Here is a 19,064-nt window from a genome sequence, read left to right on the forward strand (position 1 = left end):
CAACGATGCGGGCCTTCACGCTCCACCTTTCGTGCGGCGGCGTTTCACTTTGGCGACGGAGCGGATTCGGTCCAGGCTGAACTGGTGGTCGTCTTCGCGTAGGTGACAGAAGGCGTCCAGGTAGACATCGTCTACGTCGTCCGGCGTGATGACACGCGACGTGCAACGGCCGTTGTGGTCCCGGTATTCGATCTCCACGTCGGTGCCTGCTTCCAGTGCCTCCGCGAGGAGTTCGAGTTCGGGGTCCGTCAGCGCGGTCCGTTCGGCGAGGAAGGGAACCAGGTCATCGAACGGATCCGTCATTTCCTCCAGCAAGCCCGGCTGCATGATCCGGATGTCGATCCAGGGATTATCAGGCAGTGCAACGCCGGACGGAGCCTTGTCCGGTTGGGCTAGCAGGTGCTCGGCGAGTTCGCGGAGTTCGGCTTGCGACGGCGGTTGCGGCACAGCCCGGTAGTAAGGCTGCTCCACGAGCAGCGGCGGGCGGTCGACGACGGTGCGTTCGACTGTCACAGTGCCGTCGATCTTCTGCTGCACTGGGGCGTATCCCGCCTTCCGCAGCGCGGCCAAGGTCTCCTTCGCCGGTTTGTTCGATGCGAGCACGGTCGGTGCCAAGGCGTGCAACGACAGCTCGCGCAACGAACGGTTTCCGCTGAGTTCCAGCAGGAGGGTCTCCTCGCCGAGCACGCAGCAGCGCACGTTCCGGACCTGAAGTTGGCCGAATCGCCGTCCGACGTCCTTGATCAGGTATTCCAGCGGTTGCGGCACGCTTGTGTGGGCTATCGAGGTGAGCTTGCCAAGCAAGTCCTCTGCGGTGTAGCCCTGATCCATTGCTCGCCGGACGGATTTGGGGCTGAACCGCCAGGTCGAGGCAGTGTCCCTGCCTTCGGTGTCGGCCAGCAGGTTCAGCGTTGCAGCGAGCTGGCCGCTGGGCGTACCCGCCACCACCGCGGTCAGGTCCGCCTGCAGCAGTGCGGTTTCCTGCGCGTTGGGCAGCAGTTTCGCGGCGGCCGACAGCAGCGCTTCCTCGTCGTCCACGCATCGGCCCAACGCGGACAGCGCTGCGTGGGCGATCGCGCCGACGGCTTCGGCCTCGGACCAGTTGATTTGGATGGGATCGACCAGGCAGTCCGCGCAGCAGTAGTTCACTGGTCGCTTCCAGGCCAGCCTCTCACCGATCAGGTTCGGCTCGCCCAACGCAGAACCGGTTTCCCAACGGGAAATCTCGGCCAGCAGGTCCATGCGCAGCAGCCGGTCGAACGCGCTGGATCGTGGGAGCAGCGCTGGGTCAGGCTTGTCCGTGACCTTGCTGAACATGGCCGCGGCCGGCTGCTTCCACCAGGCGCGCACCAGCTTGACGTAGCGTCGTGCGGGGGATGCCTGCTGCCAGTCATCGGCGAGGTTCGACGGAACAATGCAGCCTGCTCCGTCGATGCTGAGCAGCTCGGCTGCGGCGGCGGTCTCCAACCAGAGCCGAACCTCATGCTGGTCTGTTCGCAGGGTCTTGGCGACCTGCTTGAGCACCCGGAGGCCGATACCGCCGTTCTGCAGCTGCGTCAGCGGGTTGGCGGCGCAGTATTCGAGCAGTCGAGCCACCCCGGCGACGAACCCGGTCGCGGCCAGCAACGCCGCCTTGTCGGTCTCGATGGGGTCGACCGGGTGAAGCGCCGGCATCGCGGGTTCGGGCCGAAGCGCCGGTTGATCGCCGGATTCGCGCAGTGCGAGTCCGACCTCGCGGGGCATCTCGAACGGGCCGCCATCGCCGGCGTACTGGTTCCGGCCGATCAGGAAGCCCCGGTCGATCAGCCAACGCACCTCCGGACGCTGCGGCGACATGCCGCCAAAGGCGTAACCGAGTACCGAATCATCGCAGGCCAACTGCGTGGCGAGCTCAACGGTCGGGCCGGGTGCTTTCGCAAGCTCAGCGGACACCCTCGCCGAATCCCGCAGGAACTCTTCGATCCGCTGTACCGTGTCGGCCTTCCGCTTGGCGGGCGCCAATCCCAGCGCCTCGGCGATCCCACGGACGGTACTGGACGCATGAGGGTGGAGGAGCGTCGCGACCGGGCGGCCCAGCCCCGCAGTGCGAGCATCGCGCAGCGGTACGGCAAGCTGGAACGCTCCCCGCGAACTAGACCGGATGAGGGCACGTTCCTGCAGCACCCGCAGTGCGCGATCGAGTTCGGGATCGTTGCCGAGCAACTCCTCGATCGCACCGCGGGTGCAGCCGTCCCCGAGGATGCAGAGCGCTTCGAGTACGGCACTGGATCCGGCGTCGAGCCGCTCCAGCGCGCGCTGCACAGCGCCAGGGGAGTCGAGCACGGCTGCCAGGTGGGGCAGTGACCGGGCGGCTGACTCGGGGCGGTTCTTCAGGACTGCTGCCAAGCCGTCTTGGCCGAGGTCGCGGAGCCACTGGACAAAATCGGATTCCACCCGGTCGAGTCTCTCAGAGGATATTGGTGAATGGTCTGAGTGGGTGGTCGCTTAGCGGAGCCTGAGAGAGTCTCCGGACTGTGGGTGCCCCTCCTTATGTGTCCAATACGCGGCGGAGGGCCGTCCTCGCCAGGAAACCTCTCAGAACCCGCCGATGGTCGTCTTGGCAGGGTGGCTGCAAGCGGCTGCGCCGCTTGCAGCCGCGTGGACGGCATTCGCCGACAGGTTCTCATCCGGCGGTCGGTGCCAGACCGCCGGCTCACATGCCGCGCAGCACCGCCGGGAGCTCGTCGGGGTGGACCACGCCGAGGCGCTGGGTGGCTCGGGTCAGCGCCACGTAGAGGTCGTTGAGCCCGCGCTCGGATCCCGCCACGATCGCCGCCGGGTCGACCACCAGGGCCGAGTCGAACTCCAGGCCCTTGGCCTGGTCGACGGTCAGCAGCACGCACGGCGATTCCAGGTCGTCCGGGCGGGTGCCGATCACCGCGTCCGTAAGGGATTGCGCCAGCCGCGGCCCGATTCCGGCGAGCAGCTCCGGCGGCATCAGCACCGCTAGGCGGCCGTCGCCGACCTGGTGCAGCTCGTCGGTGATCACCGCGGGCAGCTCGGTGGCGAGCCCGTTAGTGGTCAGTCGGCGGGTCCACGGCTGGTGCCCGCTGGTGCGCACCGAGCGCGGCACCACCAAGTCGGTGTCCATTTCGGACAGCACGTCGGCGGCGATGGCCATGATCTCGGCCGGGGTGCGGTAGTTGACGGTCAGCTCGACCAGTTTCCAGCGGTCCTGCACGTACGGTTGCAGCACGTCGTGCCAGGAGTTGGCCCCGGCCAGCGCGCCGGTCTGGGCGACGTCGCCGACCAGCGTCATCGACCGGCTCGGACAGCGCCGCATCAGCACCCGCCACGCCATCGGGGACAGCTCCTGCGCCTCGTCGACGATGACGTGGCCGAAGGTCCAGGTGCGGTCTTCGGCCGCGCGTTCGGCGGCGGTCAGATCGCTGGTGGCGCGGAACCGCTCGGCCAGCAGCTCGGCGTCCAGCACGTCGGAGACCCGCAGCCGTTCCTCGTCGGCGAGCTCCTCGTCCTGCTCCATGATGTGCAGAACGCCTTCCGCGTAGGCGAGTTCCTCGCGCTGCTGGCGTTCGCGCTCGGCCCGCTCCTGGGCGTCGTCCTCGCCGAGGAGCTCGGCGAACTCGTCCAGCAAGGGCACGTCGGCGGGCGTCCACGGCGTGTCCGGCGGGCGCAGGAGCTCGTCGCGCTCGTTGTCGTCAAGGTGCTTGCGGGTTGCGGTGGCCAACCGGTCGGGGGAGCACAGCAGGTCGTCCAGCAGCTTCTGTGGGGTGATCTCCGGCCACAGCTCGTCCAGCGCCTTGCTGACCACCACATCGGCGCGCAGTTCGCGGTTGATGTCGTCGAGGTCACGTCGGTCCAGCAGGTCGCGGCCCAGTCGGTCGGCGACCTGCAGAGTCAGTTCCGAGAACATCTCGTTGCGGAAGATCCGCCGGGCCAGGTTGTGCGGCCGGCGGGACCGGCGGGCGCGGGTCCGAGCCTGGGTCGCGGTGCGCCGGTCGATGCGCAGCGCCTCGCGGTCGAAGGTGAGCTCGGTGTAGTCCGCGGGCACCTGCTGCCGGTCGCGGACCGCGGCGGCGAGCACGTCGACCATGCTCGCGCGGCCCTTGATCTCCGCCGCCCGCGCGGATTCCTCGCCGGTGGCAGTGATCCCCGGGTACAGACCGCCCACAGTGGACAGGAGGACGCCAGTTTCGCCCAGCGACGGCAGGACCTGCCCGATGTAGCGCAGGAACGTCGGGTTCGGCCCGACCACGAGCACGCCGCGCTTGGACAGCTGCTCGCGGAAGGTGTACAGCAGGTAGGCGGCGCGGTGCAGCGCGACGGCGGTCTTGCCGGTGCCGGGGCCGCCCTGCACCACCAGCACACCGTTCATCCCGGCGCGGATGATCCGGTCCTGCTCGCCCTGGATGGTGGCGACGATGTCCTGCATCTGCCCGGTTCGGCGGGCGTCGAGCCGGGCCAGCAGCGTGGCCTCCCCGGCCAGCCCCAGGTCGCTGCCCTGCTCGGCGGCGTCGAGGTCGAGTACCTCGTCCTCGTAGTCCAGCACCTTCCGCCAGCTGGTGCGCAGGTGCCGCCGGCGGCGCACACCGTCCCGCGCTGCCGCGGTGGCCAGGTAGAACGGCCGGGCCGCCGGGGCCCGCCAGTCCACTAGCAGCGGCTCGTACTCGTGGTCCTCGTCGAACAACCCGAGCCGTCCCACGTGGAAGGTCTCGCCGCTGTCGAGGTCCAGCCTCCCGAAGCACATCCCGTGCTCCACCGCGCTCAGCTGGGTCAGCTTGTCGGTGTACATCCGGGTGGAGATGTCGCGTTCGGTTCGGGCCTGCGGCGGGCCGCCGCTGTCCCGCAGCGTTTCCTTCAGCCGCCGCGTGGTTTCCTGCCGCAGGGCGTCGAGCTTCGCGTACAGCATCGAGAGGTACTGCTGCTCGGCTGCGATCTCTTGGGCGCGGACGGTGTCCCGATCTACTCGGGCGTTGGACAATTCGCCACCTCGTGCCTGGGCGGGTTCGTTGGGGGGACGGTTCTGCGATCTGCGCGCAGACCCGACCTGCCAATATACCGTGCCCGGCGTGGGCGGTCGTGGGCGCGAAAACCGGTTGGAGCCTGTCTTCGCACATGCCCGGGTCACAGCACCACGGACAGGCCCAGGATCACGACGAAGGAAGTCACCGACAGTAGCGTTTCCATCGCCGACCAGGTCTTCAGGGTCTGCCCGAAGGTCATCCCAAAGTACTCCTTGACCAGCCAGAACCCGGCGTCGTTGACGTGTGGCAGGAACAGTGAGCCGGAGCCGATGGCCAGCGCGCCCTGCGCGGGCGGGAGCCCGATGCCCAGTGGTGCGACCGTGCCTGCCGCCGAGATGGTGGCCACCGTAGCCGAGCCGGTCGCCACCCGGATGCCGACCGCGATCAGCCAGCCCAGCACCAGTGGCGAGAGGTTCGCCCCGCTGGCGACGTCGGTGATCATGTTGTTGACGCCGGGGTCGACCAGGGTCTGCTTGAAGCCGCCGCCGGCCCCGACGATGAGGATGATCCCGGCGATCGCAGGCAGCGAGCTACCGACCACGTCGGACAACCGGTTGCGGCTGGACCGCGCGAGGGTGATCCCCATGTCGACGTGCAGCGCGTCGACGGCGGCCAGCGGGCCGGAGTGCGGCGGCACCAGGCCGTGCAGGATCGACAGCCAGGCCAGCGCGGGGATGCCGATCCGCAGCTGCACGAGGTCGTCGAATAGTTGCTGCGCTGGCGCGCCGGGCACGGAGTGATGCCGCAGCACCCGCCGAGGCGTTGAGCTGGTCGCCGAAGCGCTGGAGGGAACCTCGTCAGGGTTGGCCGCCGCCGTAGTAGCCGGCGCGGGCTCAGTAGCCCGAGTAGCTGCCGCCGGACCTCAGGCCTGCGACACCGGGGACGTCGCCGACCGAGCCGTAGGTCGTGATCGCATACCGGGTGCCCGCGATGATGTTGTCGACCGGGTTGTAGATGTCGCCGTGGCCGGGCAGCGCGTAGGACTGGAAGGTCGGCTCGATGGTCTGCATCAGACCGATCGACGGGGTGCCGGCCGCCGCGTTGGAGTCCCAGTTGTTGGTGGCGTTCGGGTTTCCGTTGGATTCGTGCATGATGATCGTGCGGATCGCATCGCCGTCGATCTGGTCGCGCGGGACGCCGTTGTTCTCCAGAACGGCGATCGCCTCGTCGATCCAGCCGCCGATCTGGTCCTTGGGCTTCTCGACCACCTGCTCGGCGGGCAGCTCCTGCTTCGCCGGTTCGGGGGCAGCTTCGGGGGCGGGCTGCGCGGCGGGAGCGGGGGCGGCCTCAAGGGCGGGGGCTTGTGCGGGCGCCGCCAGGACGGGGGGCTGCTCAGCGGCCAGCGGGGTGACCTGCGCGGCGGCCTGCACCGGGGGGTTCTCGGTCTTCGTGCCCGCGGCGGAGGTGAACACGCCGATCACGCCGAACGCGACCACGGCGACACCGAGCTGCAGGGACCGCGACTTCGGGGGGACGCGGTGCTGCCGGTTCGCCGAGTCGCCGACGAACGCGGCGCGGATCCAGCTCGCCGCCTGCGGCACTGCCCTCTCCCAGCGGTGCCGGTCGGCGGGGCGGGTACTTCGGTCGGGGGTGTTCTGGTCGGGGATGTTCGGTTGGTCGGGGGTCACGAGAACCGAGAATCCGGGACGGAGAGTGGATGCGCACCGAGGTTTGTACGTAGACCGGTACCTAGGTTCGACCAATTGGGCGACGATTCGAGCCGCATCGACTACTTAAAGTGAGATTACCTGGAAATGGTGTCGCTCGTGTCACTCGTCTTCTGCGCGGCCACCCAGCCTGCGACCTGCGCCCGCGACGAGAAGTCGAGCTTCGTCAGGATGTTCTGCACATGGCCCTCGACGGTGCGCTGCGCGATCACCAAGCTCTCGGCGATCTCCTTGTTCGTGTTGCCCTGCGCGACCAGCTCCGCGATCTGCCGCTCGCGCCGCGTCAACGGCATCGGGTGCACGTTGTCGTCGGTGCGCGGCCGCGCGTGCCGCTTGACCTCCAACGCGAAGTCGATGGTGTCCGCCAACGACAGCTGGCGGCCGCGGTCGAACGCCGACTGGAAGGCCGAATCCCCGAGCGCGGATCGGATCTGCCCCTCGTGCTCGTCGTGGTCTCCGGCGAACCTCGCCCAGAACCCGGGTGCCGCCCGCACGGCGTCCCACACCGCCGAGGCCGCACCGAACAGCCGGGCGGCGCGGTCATTCCTGCCCTGCTGCTTCGCGATCCAGGCGAGGGTGTCGATGTTGAAAGCCATGCCCAGCCGGTTGTCGAGCTCGCGCTGCAGCCGTAGCGCCTCCTTCGCCGCGGCCTCGGCCCGCTCCGGTTCGCCCCGCCGCACCTCGACCTGCGCCGAGGCCCACAGCGAGTAGGAGCGCCAGTACAGCTCGCCGAGCTCGGTCGACGACCGGATGGCTTCCGAGAGCAGCTCCAGACCGGACTCGTGATCTCCGCCCAAGCCCTTGATCAGGCCGAGCCCGAACAGGGCGAACAGCTCGCCGACGAGCACGTCGTGCTTGCGGAACCGGCTGAGCGCGTCCTCCGCCAGCTCGGCGGCGCGCGGCGAGTCGTTCAGGAAGAACGCCGCCAGCCCGCGCACCAGCGCCAGGTAGGCCTTCTCCGTCTCCTCGCCTCGCTGGGCGGCCAGCACCGTGGCCTGCTCCGCCGTCGGCAAGACCTTGTCGAGATCGCCCTGCAGCAGGGCGAACCACGCACTGACCCACAACGCCCGCACCCTCTCGGGCACTTCAGTGGGCGCGATGGCCAACGCCTGGTCGAGCCAGTGCCGGGCCTCGCCGTTGAGACCACGGATGCCCCAGTACTGCCAGAGGTCGGTGCACATCTGCAGCGCTACCCCGGCCGTTTCCGGGGTCGCCGCGGCCGTGTGCAGCGCGACGCGCAGGTTGCCCTGGTCGCTGCGCAGCCGGTTGACCCAGGCGATTTGGTCCGGGCCGATCCACTCCGCGGCGAAGCGCCCGGCCAGATCGGAGTACCAGGCGCAATGCCGCTGCCGCATGGTCGCCAGCTCGCCGGACTCGACGAGCTTGTCCTGGCCGTATTCGCGCAAGGTGTGCGGCAGCCGGAAGCGGACCTCGCCGCCTTCCTCCTCGCGCATCAGCACCGACTTGTCCACCAGCGAGTGGATGGCGCCCAGTACGTCGGCGTCCGACAGCCCGCTGCCAGTCACGTGCTCGGCGGCCGCGAGGTCGAAGGATCCGGAGAACACCGACACCCGCGCCCACGTGATCCGGTCCAGGGGGGTGACCAGTTCGTAGCTCCAGTCGATCAACGCGCGCAGCGTCTGCTGCCGTGCGGGAGCGCCGCGACGGCCTTCGGTGAGCAGGTCGTAGCGCTCGGCCAGGCGTTCTTCCAGCTGCTGCAGCGACAGCGACCGCAGCCGGACCGCCGCCAGCTCTATCGCCAGCGGATTGCCGTCGAGGTGGTGGCACAGTCGCATCAGGGCGGTGGCCTTCTCGGCGCTGGTGACCTCGAACTCGGGGACCGCGGCCTTGGCCCGCTCGATGAAAAGCCGCACCGAGGCGAACTGCTCGTAGGACTCCGGTGGCGGCAGGTGCTCGATGTCGGGCACCTGCAGCGGCGGGACGACCATGGTCGCCTCACCGGCGACGCCGAGGGACTGCCTGCTGGTGGCCAGCACCCGTACGCCGGGGCACCAGCGCACCACCGCGTCCACCAGCAGCGCGACGTCCTCGATCACGTGCTCGCAGTTGTCCAGCACGAGCAGCATCTCGCGGGACTTGAGCTGCTCGATGACGGTGTCGATGTCCTCCCCTCCGGACGGGCCGCCGATGCCGAGCTGCTCGATGACCGCGTCGACGACCAACGAGCCGTCCCGGATGTCCTCCAGTTCGACGCACCACGCCTTCCCGCGGAAGGATCGGCGAATGTTGCCCGCGACCCGCATCGCCAGGCGGGTCTTGCCCACGCCGCCGGGGCCGGTGAGGGTCACGACCCGGGATTCGGCCAGCAGTCGCTTGGTGACGGTGATCTCGCGGCGTCGGCCGACGAAGCTCGTGACGTCGGCCGGGAGGTTGCCCGCTGGCTCCCGCACACGGGCTCGCGCTGTGGAGACCACGCTTCGAGCTTAACCCGCTGTGCGGTGCCTGACCTGGGATCTTGGTCCGGGCGCCGGTTTCCAGGAGTCCGGCGAGCCCGATGCGTGGGTTGTGCCGCCACTGGTCGTCGGCGGCCGACAGCCCGATGGTGCGACCACCGCCTGCAGCAGGGTGAGCAAAGCGAGCTCGCTGCCGATGACCGCCTCGAAATCTTCGTCCACGCATCGAAACCAACGCCGCAGTCATGCGGGTTTTCCGCACACCGCTGCGCGTTCTGCCATCCGCCGGTCATAGGGTGCAGGCGTGCGGTTCGAAGGTTTCGGGGATGGTGCGCTGGAGTTCTTCGACGGCCTCCGGGCCGACAACTCCAAGGCTTACTGGGGTGAGCACCTCGCTTTTTACCGGGAGCACGTTCGGGCTCCGATGGAGGCGTTGCTTGCCGAGCTGGAGCCCGAGTTCGCGCCCGGGTTCGGGAAGGGCAAGGTTTTCCGGCCTTACCGGGACGTACGTTTCAGCGCCGACAAGTCGCCCTACAAGACGCACTGCGGCGCCGTGATCGAGCAGGGGCGCGGGAGCGGCGCCTACTACGTCGAGGTCGGCGCGGACGGGATGCTCGTCGCCGGGGGCTGCTACCACACCGAGTCCGACCAGCTGGCCAGGTTCCGCGCCGCTGTCGACACCGACATCCACGGCGAGCGGCTGCGGGCGTTGCTTGCCGCGCTCGTCGGGCAGGGGTGGGAGATCGCGGGGGAGACCCTCAGAAGCCGGCCGCGCGGCTTCGAAGCCGACCACCCCCGGCTGGTCCTGCTGCGGCACCGCACGCTCTACGCGTTCCGCGCCTGGGACTCCGACGACATCCTCTACGAGCGCGCTTGCCTGGACCGGGTTCGGCAGTCCTGGGTCGCGGTGCGCGAACTGAACCAGTGGTGCGCCGACCATATCGGAGTCACCGAGAAGAAGCGCCGCTGACCTGCCGCACGGCCGCCACGACCGCCCAACCCGCCAGCGCCCCCGCCACGTCGACGAGCCCGTCGGCCACCTCGCAGCTGCGGCCGATCGGCAGCAGCCCCTGCAGGATCTCCGAGGCGGCCGCATAGCCCACCAGGCCGGGAAGCAGCCTCGTCGTCCGGAATCCGGCGATGCGGCCGGTGGCCGCCAGCGCACCGAACAGCACGAAGTGCACCACCTTGTCGGTGCCCGGCGGCGCGGTCGGCACACCCGAGGCCGGCATGAAGATGATCACCAGGCTGGCCAGCGCCGCGATCCCGAACGGTATCCGGGTGAGCTGCGTTCTGTAATGATCCAGCAATGATCTCCCCGATCGGCGTCAACAGGCATGGCTGAATGCTGCGCGCGTCGGTCGACAGACTACGCTGGCATAACGTGAGTCGACGAGCCAAGATCGTTTGTACCATGGGCCCAGCCACCGCCACGCCGGAGAAGGTGGCCGAGCTCGTCAGCAGCGGAATGGACGTCGCCCGGCTGAACTTCAGCCACGGCAGCCACGCCGACCACCAGCAGGTCTACGAGATGGTGCGGGCCGCGGCCAAGGAGACCGGCCGCGCCGTCGGCATCCTCGGAGACTTGCAGGGGCCGAAGATCCGCCTCGGCAAGTTCGCCGCCGGGCCGGTCGAGTGGCGAACCGGCGACACCGTGCGCATCACGGTCGACGACGTCCAGGGCACCCACGACCGAGTGTCCACCACGTACAAGGGCCTCGCCAGCGATGCCAAGGTCGGCGACCGGTTGCTGGTCGACGACGGCAAGGTAGGGCTGATCGTCACCGGCGTCGAGGACACCGACGTCATCTGCGAGGTGACGGAGGGTGGCCCGGTCTCGGATCACAAGGGAATTTCCTTGCCGGGTATGGATGTTTCGGTGCCCGCACTGTCCGAGAAGGACATTCAGGATCTGGAATTCGCGCTCGAGCTGGGCGTGGACTTCATCGCGCTGTCCTTCGTTCGCAGCCCGGCCGACATCGACCTGGTGCACCAGGTGATGGACCGGGTCGGCCGCCGCATCCCGGTGATCGCCAAGCTGGAGAAGCCGGAGGCGGTCGACAACCTGGAGGCCATCGTGCTGGCCTTCGACGGCGTCATGGTCGCCCGCGGTGACCTCGGCGTCGAGTTGCCGCTCGAGCACGTGCCGCTGGTGCAGAAGAAGGCGATCCGGATCGCGCGGGAGAACGCGAAGCCGGTCATCGTCGCGACCCAGATGCTCGACTCCATGATCAACAACTCGCGCCCGACGCGGGCGGAGACCTCCGATGTCGCCAACGCGGTGCTCGACGGCACCGATGCGGTGATGCTCTCCGGCGAGACCAGCGTCGGCCGCTACCCGATCGAGACCGTGCAAACGATGGCACGCATCGTCGAAGCGGTCGAGGCGGGATCGACGGCACCGCCGCCGCTGAGCCATGTCCCGCGCACCAAGCGCGGCGTCATCTCCTACGCGGCGCGCGACATCGGCGAACGCCTCAACGCCAAGGCGCTCGTCGCCTTCACGCAGTCCGGCGACACCGTGCGCCGGTTGGCCCGGTTGCACACCAGGCTGCCGCTGCTGGCGTTCACCCCCGAGGAATCCGTGCGGAGTCAGCTCGCTCTCACTTGGGGGACGGAGACGTTCTTGGTCCCTAAGGTGGACACCACGGACCAGATGGTGCGGCAGGTGGATCAGGCGATGCTGTCGATCGGCCGGTCGCAGCGCGGCGACATGGTCGTCGTCGTTGCAGGCTCGCCGCCCGGCACGGTCGGTTCCACCAACCTCATCCGCGTGCACCGGCTTGGCGAGGAAGACCACGTCTGATCCGCGTTCTCGGACGGGGGCCACCCGGCGCTCCCGTCCGGCGATCCGGCGTACTAATCCGAGGAGCGCGCAGTGACCGAAGCTGCCCGAGCCGCCGCGGCCGATCCCGCGGGAACCCGCCTGCAGGGCGAGGTCCCGCGCGATGTCAACGGCATGGCGCACGGCCAACCGGTGCTCGACAGCCTGGTCGCGCTGCTCGACCTCGAACGCATCGAGGAGAACATCTTCCGCGGCGTCAGCCCAGCATCCTCGCCGGTCCGCGTGTTCGGTGGCCAGGTCGCGGGCCAAGCGCTGGTCGCCGCTGGTCGCACCGTGCCGCCGCAGCGGCGGGTGCACTCGCTGCACGCCTACTTCATCCGGCCCGGCGACCCGAGCATCCCGATCGTCTACGAGGTCGACCGCACCCGCGACGGCCGGTCGTTCACCACCCGCCGCGTGGTCGCCGTGCAGCGCGGCAAGACGATCTTCTCGCTGTCCGCGTCCTTCCAGGTGGACGAGGACGGCATCGACCACGCCGAGCCGATGCCCGAGGTGCCGGATCCCGAGACGCTACCGACCTACGGCGAGCAGATCGGTCTGATGCTCGAGAAGCTCGGACGTGCCCAGCCGAGGCCGATCGACGTGCGCTACGTGACTGAGCCGCCGTGGGTGAGCCGCGACCGCGGCCCGCGCGAGGCCCGCAGCCAGGTGTGGATGCGCGCCGACGGCGTGCTGCCCGACGACGACCTGCTGCACGTGTGCATCGCGGCCTTCGCCTCCGACATGACGCTGCTCGACGCGGTGCTGGCGCGGCACGGCGTGTATTGGGGCCTGGACAAGGTCAACGGCGCGAGCCTGGACCACGCGATGTGGTTCCATCGGCGCTTCCGCGCCGACGAGTGGCTGCTCTACGACTGCGCTTCGCCCAGTGCCTCCGGCGCTCGCGGCCTGGCCACCGGCCGGTTCTTCTCCCGCGACGGCCAACTCGTCGCGACCGTCGTGCAGGAAGGCCTGCTCCGCGTACGCAACTGATCACGCCTCGCCGGACCGGCGGCGGCGCTTCGGGCGCAGGTGCTGCGGCGGCGTCAAGGCCCGGGTGTGCAGCTGCTCCAGCACGATCGAGCTGGTGAAGTGCCGGACTTCGGTGCGGGACGCGAGCTTGTCCACCAGGAACTCCTGCAGGTGCTTGGTGTCGGCGACCGCAACGTGCAGCAGGAAGTCGGCCTGCCCGCTGACGTGCAGCAGGGAGCGGGTTTCCGGTTGTGCCATCACGAATTCCCGGAACATGTCGACGACTTCGCGGGTGTGCGGGCGGACGTTGATCGCCACCACAGCCTCTAGCGCCAGCCCCGTCGCGGCCGGGTTGACGTCGATGTGCGACCCGGTGATCACGCCGTGTTCCCGCAACCTCCGAACCCGTTGCAGGCAGCTGGACGCCGCCAACCCGACCCGCTCGGCGAGCACCCGGTTCGCCAAGGTCGCGTCGTTCTGCAATTCCTCCAGGATCCGCCAGTCCACCGAATCGAGTTCTACAGATTCCTGCACAACCGAACATGCTACGGCGCGACTGGCGGTACGACGAACGGATATCGCAAAATTTCGGCATCCCACCGCTGATTTGAATCGAAGGAGCCGTCGTGCACATCGCCTGGGGGTCGTTCCTGCTGGCGCTGCTGGTGATCGTCCTGGTACCGGGGCCGGACTTCGTGCTGGTGACCCGCAACGCCGCGAACGGCGCGCGCTGGGGCTGGCTCGCGGCGGCCGGTGTGACCTGCGGGCTGCTGCTGCACGCGACGGCGGCGACCGCAGGACTGTCCGCGCTGGTCGTGACCGTGCCCGCGGCGCTGCTGGTGGTGAAGGTGATCGGCGTCGCCTACCTGGCCTGGATGGGCCTGCAGATCCTTCGGAAGTCCGGCGTGGTGTCGGCTGGACCCGAGGTCGACGTGCCGCGCTCCGGCGGTGCGGTTTTCCTGCGCGGGCTGCTGACCGACGTGCTCAACCCCAAGGTCATGCTGACCTTCCTGACGCTGCTGCCACAGGCCATGGACCCGGCGGCGGAGCCGGTGACGCAGGCCGCGCTGCTCAGCGGCGTCGCGGTGTCCGCGTTCGCGGCGTGGTGGCTGGCCGTGGTGCCCTCGGTGCGCTGGCTGTCCGCGTTCCTGGCGGATCCGCGTCGCCGCAAGGCCTTCGAGCGGTGCTGCGGAGGGGCGCTGCTAGCTATGGCGACCGCGATCGCCGTCGGCTGAGGCCCGTTTCCGCTTGGCGCCGACCCCGTTTACCCACCGTGCGTGCAAACCTGTTGACTGTCCGTGATGCCAATGCCTACGCTGCATGCTCTGGTCGGGCGAGCCGAGGGAGCTCCCGCGATGCGTCGACGGTGGGGAGTGGCGTTCGGACTTGCAGTGGCCCTGGGGGCATCGGTCGTCCTCGTGGCGCCATCCGGTGCTGCGCCCAGCGGGCCGGACGCGCTCCGCGTCGACCTCGACGACATCCTCGCGGACCAGCGGCTAAACGGCGCGCACGCCGGCGTAGTGGTGCGTGACCCGGCCACCGACGAGGTGCTCTACAGCCGGCAGGCGACGGACCGCGCGACTCCGGCGTCGAACGCGAAGCTACTCACCTCTGCCGCGGCGCTGGAAGCCCTGGGGCCGCAATACCGGTTCCGAACCGATGTCGTGACCGATGCTCCGCAGCTGGGGCCGGTGCTCGGCGGCGACCTCTACTTGCGCGGAACCGGTGACCCGACGCTGCTCGCGGCCGACTACGACCGGCTCGCGGAAAAGGTTGCGGCGTCCGGGATCCGGCTGGTGCGTGGGAGGTTGCTGACCGACTCCAGCTGGTTCGACGGCGTGCCGCTGGGCACGGGCTGGGCCTGGGACGACGAGCCGTACTATTACGCCGCCCCGGTCTCGGCGCTGACGGTGGCGCCGAACGCCGATTTCGATGCCGGAACCGCGATCGTGCGGGTCAGCCCGAGTGCCGAAGGCCGGCCCGCAGCGGTGCAACTGGAACCGGCGACCGCGGTGGTGCAGATCGACAACCGGGCCACCACCTCCGCCGCGGATGGCGAACCCGATGTGACCGTGGAGCGCGAGCACGGCGGTTCCCGGGTGGTCGTGAGCGGGACCGTTCCGGCCGGCGCGCAGCCGTTCGAGGACTTCACCACGGTTGCGGACCCCGCCGGGTATGCCGCGGACGTCTTCGCGCGTGCACTGTCCGCGCACGGCGTGACGATCCTGGGAACGGGGGAGGGCACCGCGCCTGCTGGTGGGCGGGAGCTCGCTTCGAGGCAGTCGATCCCGTTGCGGGAACTCCTCGTTGCGTTCCTGAAGCTGAGCAACAACGGGCACGCGGAAGTCCTGGTGAAGGCGATGGGGCGGGAGGTTCGCGGTGACGGCAGCTGGCCGGCCGGGCTCGAAGTGCTGACCGACAAGCTGAGCGGTCTGGGCGTGGACCCCGCGGTACTGCGCATGGTGGACGGCTCGGGACTGTCCACGATGGACCAGGTAACGCCGGAACAGCTGACGGTGCTGCTGGACAACGCGCGCGGGCGGCCCTGGTTTCGGGCCTGGTACGACGCGTTGCCGGTGGCCGGGGTCGCGGACCGCATGGTCGGCGGCACGCTCCGCAACCGGATGGCTAGAACGGCGGCTGAGAACAACGTGCACGCAAAGACCGGCTCGCTGACCGGAGTCACGTCGCTGTCCGGTTACGTCACCACCGCAAACGGCCGCGAACTGGTCTTCTCGGTGGTGTTCAACAACTTCCTCACGAGCTCGCCGAAGGACCTGGAAGACGCGATCGCGATCCGGCTGGCCGAGTACAACGGCGCCGACGACCAGCCGCGCGGCCGGGTGCACGTCCCGCAGTCGCGCAAGCACGTCGACGATCCGAGCACGCGGGTGGACGAAACCACCCTCGAATGCTCGTGGGTGAACGCCTGCTGACCCTACGGGCCCGTGTGATCCCAGCTTCAGGGGAGGCCAAGGGGTATTGCCGGAGACCGGCGCGCGGTTACGCCGGGAGCGTGAAGTCGTCCAGCCGGAACGCTAGCCTAGGAGCCCGCCCGTGACCTTCATCAGCGACGTTCTGGCAGTCGTCGGAGGCTTGCCGAAGCCGCTATTGGTACTGGTGACGGGGGCATTGGTGCTCGGCGAATGCACCATCGGGCTAGGCTTCCTGGTGCCCGGGGAGAGCGGTCTGCTGGTCGCCTCTGCCGCGGTGACCGATGTGTGGTTTTTCATAGTGCTGGCTTCGGTAGTCGCGGTTTGCGCGGCTGTCGGCGACAACATCGGGTTCTGGTTGGGGCGTCGGTCTCGGCTGAAGATGCGCGAGACCAAGGTTGTGCGCAAGCTTGGTCAGCAGCATTGGGATCGGGCCGGGACGTTGTTGCGCCGGTGGGGTATCGGAGCCGTTGTGGTGGCCCGGTCCTTGCCCGTGGTTCGGACCTTGATGCCCGCTGCCGCCGGGGCCAGCGGGATGTCCTACGGGCGGTTGTTCATCTCGTCGTTGGCTGGGGCTGTTGCTTGGTCCGTGACGCACGTGAGCATCGGATGGGCCGCCGGCGCTTCGGCCAAGTACATCGAGGAGATGTTGGGGCGGGCCAGTTGGGTTTTGATCGTGCTCGTCGTAGCTGTTGGGGTTGGGGTCTGGTTGCTCCGGCGGAACCGGGCGCGGCGGGCCGTTGTAGAGCAGGAGCGCGCTGGCGGTGCGTTGGAGGACGTTGAGTCCGCGGCTTGAGGGTCTTGCGCGTTTGGAGCTGTCATCAAAGCGCGCCTCGACCGCGAGGCTGGGGCGAAGTTCGCCGCGCTGGCGCAGCCTCTGGCTGGTCCTCGGCCGGAGGTGGACGGGGAGAAGGATCTGCGCACGGTGGGGCAGCGCAACGCTGACGGCTTCGCCGCGATCCTGGACCTGGCGCTGGATCATGATGAGGTTTGCGCGTACCGGTGGGCACCGTCGGCACATGAGCATCTCTATCGATTTCGAGGATTTGAAGAAGGGGCTCGGGTTCGTCGCCGTCGAGACGGGGATGCCCGGCACCTCAACACCGACCGGGCCATCACCGCCGAAAACGCCCGCCGCATCGCCTGCGACGCCAGGGTGCTGCCGGTGGTTCTCGGCGGGGACAGTCTCCCGCTGGGCGTGGGGCGGGCGAAGCGAACCGCAGGCGAGGCGAACCGCACCCGCCCAGATCCGTGCCGCACTACTGCAGCGGGACGGGGTGTGTGCGTTCCCGGGATGCGACCGGCCACCGGGAACCCCGGAAGCGCAGCATGTCGAGCACTGGGCCGACGGTGGGGCGACCGAGTTGGGCAACATGGTCATGCTCTGCGGTCACCATCACCGCACCCTGCACAACCAGCGATGGGAAACCAAAATACGAGACCAGCAAAGGGTGCCATCCGGCCGGCCACAGTGGACCCCAGAAGCACACCACGACCAGGTGGCCGCGCACTACCCGCCGAACACCGCGCATACCTCCGGGACCTCATCCTCACACCACGGCACCGGACGGGCGAACCATGACGCCCAGGTTGGGGTGGTGGTGCGTTGGGTTCAGCTGACCGGTGCTGCGGGTCTCGCGGTCAGTTGTCTGCGGTGCTTGGTGAACAGCTTTGGGGTGTTCATCGCTAGGACTCCGGTGGTTTTGTCCTCGCGGTGGAACGTCGCTACGAAGCGGCGGTCGTCCGGTGCGCCGTCGACGATCGCGATCCGGTCGGTCGGGCTCGCGTGTCCGGCGAACTGGATTCGCACTCCGTACTGCTCCGACCAGAAATACGGCACCGTCGTGAAGTTCGCTGCCGAATGCCCGGCGAGGAGGTTGTGGATCGCGGTTGCCGGTTGTTCCATTGCCGTTGTCCAGTGCTCGAACCGCTGCGCTCCGTTCGGAGTGCGATAGCTGGCCACGTCGCCCACCGCCACCACGTTCCGCAGGTCGGTGACGCCTCCGGCGTCGCACTGCACGCCGTTCGACATCGTCAGGCCCGAGCCGCGCAGCCAGTCGGTGTTCGGGCGGGCGCCGATGCCGATCACCACCACGTCGGCTGGAAGTAGGGTGCCGTCGGTCAGCTCGACCGCTGTGACCCGGTGTTCGCCGTGCAGGCGCTCGACACCCGCTCCGCAGAGCAGTCGCACGTCGTGGTCGGTGTGCAGAGCAGCGCACACCGCGCCCAGTTCTGGGCCGATGACGGGCGCCAGTGGAACTTCGAGCGCTTCCACCACCGTGACTTCGAGACCGAGCGCTCTGCATGTCGACGCGACTTCGGCTCCCACGAATCCGGCGCCGATGATCACCGCTCGCGCTCCCGGGCGCAAATCCGAGCGCAGGGCAATCGCGTCGTCCAGCGTTCGCAGCGTGTGCACGCCTGGTGGGGTGGCTGGCAGCGTCTTCGGAGTCGCACCGGTTGCGATCACCACGCCGTCTGCCCGGCAGCGGGTGCCGTCGTCGAGCTCGATTGCACCGTCCCCTGGTGCTAGCGCTACAGCACGTCGGCCTAGGCGCCAGGTAGCTTCCACGGCGGCGAAGTCCGTTTCCTCGGCCAGCGCGAGGTCATGCGCTTCGACCTTGCCCGACAGGAAGTCCTTCGACAGCGGTGGCCTGTCGTAGGGCCGGTGGGTCTCCTCGCCGATCAGCTCGATCCGGCCATCGAAGCCCTGCGCGCGCAGTTCCTGCGCCGATCGCCAGCCGGACAGGGACGCGCCGACCACCGCGATCGTCCTCATGCGACTACCTGCACTTCGGTCTCGACGTAGACCATCCCCTCCGCGACCTGGACCGGGTAGGTCCGGACGGGTCGCTTCGCCGGCAACCCGCACGGCAGGCCTGTGCGCAGGTCGAACGCCGCCGCGTGCAGCGGGCACTCGACCCGGCAGTCCTCCACCCAGCCGTCCGACAGGGAGGCGTCCTGGTGGGTGCAGGTGTCGTCGATCGCGTACAGGTCGCCATCGACGTTGAAAACCGCGATCGGGACGTGCGCTTCGATGCGGACGGACTCGCCGGGTGGCAGATCGGAAATCGGGCAGGCTTGAAACATTCGGGACCTCCGTTGCGCTATCCAAAACACGGAGTGCACTGCGCAACAATGTGCGGCTCTGGCCCCTGGCTCGTCAAGGGGTTCGCTGGTCTTTTTCGGACCAGCCGCCATACGTGTTACACGGCGAAAAAACCGGCCGC

At 68.8% G+C, this 19,064-nt stretch carries 14 protein-coding genes and 3 pseudogenes; 8 read left to right on the forward strand and 9 right to left on the reverse strand.

Translation table 11 applies throughout. The annotated features are described in order from the left end of the window. Nucleotides 1-15: 15 nt before the first annotated feature. The 5 genes and pseudogenes from ACWDKQ_RS05395 to ACWDKQ_RS05415 form a co-directional block, all read right to left on the reverse strand. Complete coding sequence (locus ACWDKQ_RS05395) at nucleotides 16-2,433, reverse strand: helicase-associated domain-containing protein (protein ID WP_450137522.1); 2,418 nt, start codon at nucleotides 2,431-2,433, stop codon at nucleotides 16-18. A 259-nt stretch (nucleotides 2,434-2,692) separates the two neighbouring features. After that, a complete protein-coding gene (locus ACWDKQ_RS05400) occupies nucleotides 2,693-4,981 on the reverse strand; it encodes a HelD family protein (RefSeq protein ID WP_450137523.1) in 2,289 nt (762 codons plus the stop codon). Between the two features lie 143 nt (nucleotides 4,982-5,124). Further along, nucleotides 5,125-5,706: pseudogene (locus ACWDKQ_RS05405) on the reverse strand (GntT/GntP/DsdX family permease); the annotation flags it as partial. A 151-nt stretch (nucleotides 5,707-5,857) separates the two neighbouring features. After that, entirely contained in the window at nucleotides 5,858-6,652 is a 795-nt protein-coding gene (locus ACWDKQ_RS05410; RefSeq protein WP_450137524.1) for a transglycosylase SLT domain-containing protein, read from the reverse strand. A 116-nt stretch (nucleotides 6,653-6,768) separates the two neighbouring features. Next, the gene (locus ACWDKQ_RS05415; RefSeq protein WP_450137525.1) at nucleotides 6,769-9,102 is read right to left on the reverse strand and encodes a LuxR C-terminal-related transcriptional regulator; all 2,334 of its coding nucleotides are present in this window, start codon (nucleotides 9,100-9,102) and stop codon (nucleotides 6,769-6,771) included. 307 nt (nucleotides 9,103-9,409) lie between these two features. Between ACWDKQ_RS05415 and ACWDKQ_RS05420 the strand changes: the two genes are divergently transcribed. Next, nucleotides 9,410-10,075 carry a DUF2461 domain-containing protein gene (locus tag ACWDKQ_RS05420; protein WP_450137526.1) on the forward strand — a complete coding sequence of 222 codons (666 nt, stop codon included), beginning with the start codon at nucleotides 9,410-9,412 and terminating at the stop codon, nucleotides 10,073-10,075. Here the strand turns inward: ACWDKQ_RS05420 and ACWDKQ_RS05425 are convergent. Then, nucleotides 10,053-10,415, reverse strand: a complete 363-nt coding sequence (locus ACWDKQ_RS05425) for a VanZ family protein (RefSeq protein ID WP_450137527.1) — start codon at nucleotides 10,413-10,415, stop codon at nucleotides 10,053-10,055. The genes ACWDKQ_RS05420 and ACWDKQ_RS05425 overlap by 23 nt on opposite strands. 74 nt (nucleotides 10,416-10,489) lie before the next feature. On the opposite strand from ACWDKQ_RS05425, the gene pyk reads away from it, so the two are divergent. Continuing rightward, entirely contained in the window at nucleotides 10,490-11,911 is a 1,422-nt protein-coding gene (gene pyk / locus ACWDKQ_RS05430) for a pyruvate kinase (RefSeq protein WP_450137528.1), read from the forward strand. Between the two features lie 72 nt (nucleotides 11,912-11,983). Then, nucleotides 11,984-12,922 (forward strand): acyl-CoA thioesterase II, encoded by a 939-nt coding sequence (tesB, locus tag ACWDKQ_RS05435; protein ID WP_450137529.1) that lies wholly within the window; start codon nucleotides 11,984-11,986, stop codon nucleotides 12,920-12,922. Here tesB and ACWDKQ_RS05440 read toward each other — a convergent pair whose 3' ends face one another. Further along, a complete protein-coding gene (locus tag ACWDKQ_RS05440; RefSeq protein WP_450137530.1) occupies nucleotides 12,923-13,435 on the reverse strand; it encodes an Lrp/AsnC family transcriptional regulator in 513 nt (170 codons plus the stop codon). Between the two features lie 92 nt (nucleotides 13,436-13,527). Between ACWDKQ_RS05440 and ACWDKQ_RS05445 the strand changes: the two genes are divergently transcribed. From ACWDKQ_RS05445 to ACWDKQ_RS05465, 5 genes and pseudogenes are all read left to right on the forward strand, one after another. Continuing rightward, nucleotides 13,528-14,136 carry a LysE family translocator gene (locus ACWDKQ_RS05445; RefSeq protein WP_450137531.1) on the forward strand — a complete coding sequence of 203 codons (609 nt, stop codon included), beginning with the start codon at nucleotides 13,528-13,530 and terminating at the stop codon, nucleotides 14,134-14,136. 138 nt (nucleotides 14,137-14,274) lie between these two features. Next, nucleotides 14,275-15,837, forward strand: coding sequence for a D-alanyl-D-alanine carboxypeptidase/D-alanyl-D-alanine endopeptidase (dacB, locus tag ACWDKQ_RS05450; RefSeq protein ID WP_450137532.1), 1,563 nt, complete (start codon nucleotides 14,275-14,277; stop codon nucleotides 15,835-15,837). A gap of 121 nt (nucleotides 15,838-15,958) precedes the next feature. Next, nucleotides 15,959-16,630, forward strand: a complete 672-nt coding sequence (locus ACWDKQ_RS05455; RefSeq protein WP_450137533.1) for a DedA family protein — start codon at nucleotides 15,959-15,961, stop codon at nucleotides 16,628-16,630. Between the two features lie 24 nt (nucleotides 16,631-16,654). Beyond that, a pseudogene (locus tag ACWDKQ_RS05460) lies at nucleotides 16,655-17,056 on the forward strand (DUF222 domain-containing protein); the annotation flags it as partial. A 55-nt stretch (nucleotides 17,057-17,111) separates the two neighbouring features. Continuing rightward, nucleotides 17,112-17,207, forward strand: a pseudogene (locus ACWDKQ_RS05465) (HNH endonuclease signature motif containing protein); the annotation flags it as partial. 239 nt (nucleotides 17,208-17,446) lie between these two features. On the opposite strand, the gene ACWDKQ_RS05470 reads toward ACWDKQ_RS05465, so the two are convergent. Both ACWDKQ_RS05470 and ACWDKQ_RS05475 read right to left on the reverse strand, forming a co-directional pair. After that, entirely contained in the window at nucleotides 17,447-18,613 is a 1,167-nt protein-coding gene (locus ACWDKQ_RS05470; RefSeq protein ID WP_450137534.1) for an NAD(P)/FAD-dependent oxidoreductase, read from the reverse strand. Then, on the reverse strand, nucleotides 18,610-18,924 hold the full coding sequence (locus ACWDKQ_RS05475; RefSeq protein WP_450137535.1) for a bifunctional 3-phenylpropionate/cinnamic acid dioxygenase ferredoxin subunit: 315 nt from the start codon (nucleotides 18,922-18,924) through the stop codon (nucleotides 18,610-18,612). Before ACWDKQ_RS05475 ends, ACWDKQ_RS05470 begins: the two co-directional genes overlap by 4 nt. Nucleotides 18,925-19,064: the final 140 nt, after the last annotated feature.

Source organism: Saccharopolyspora sp. NPDC000995, assembly GCF_053599315.1.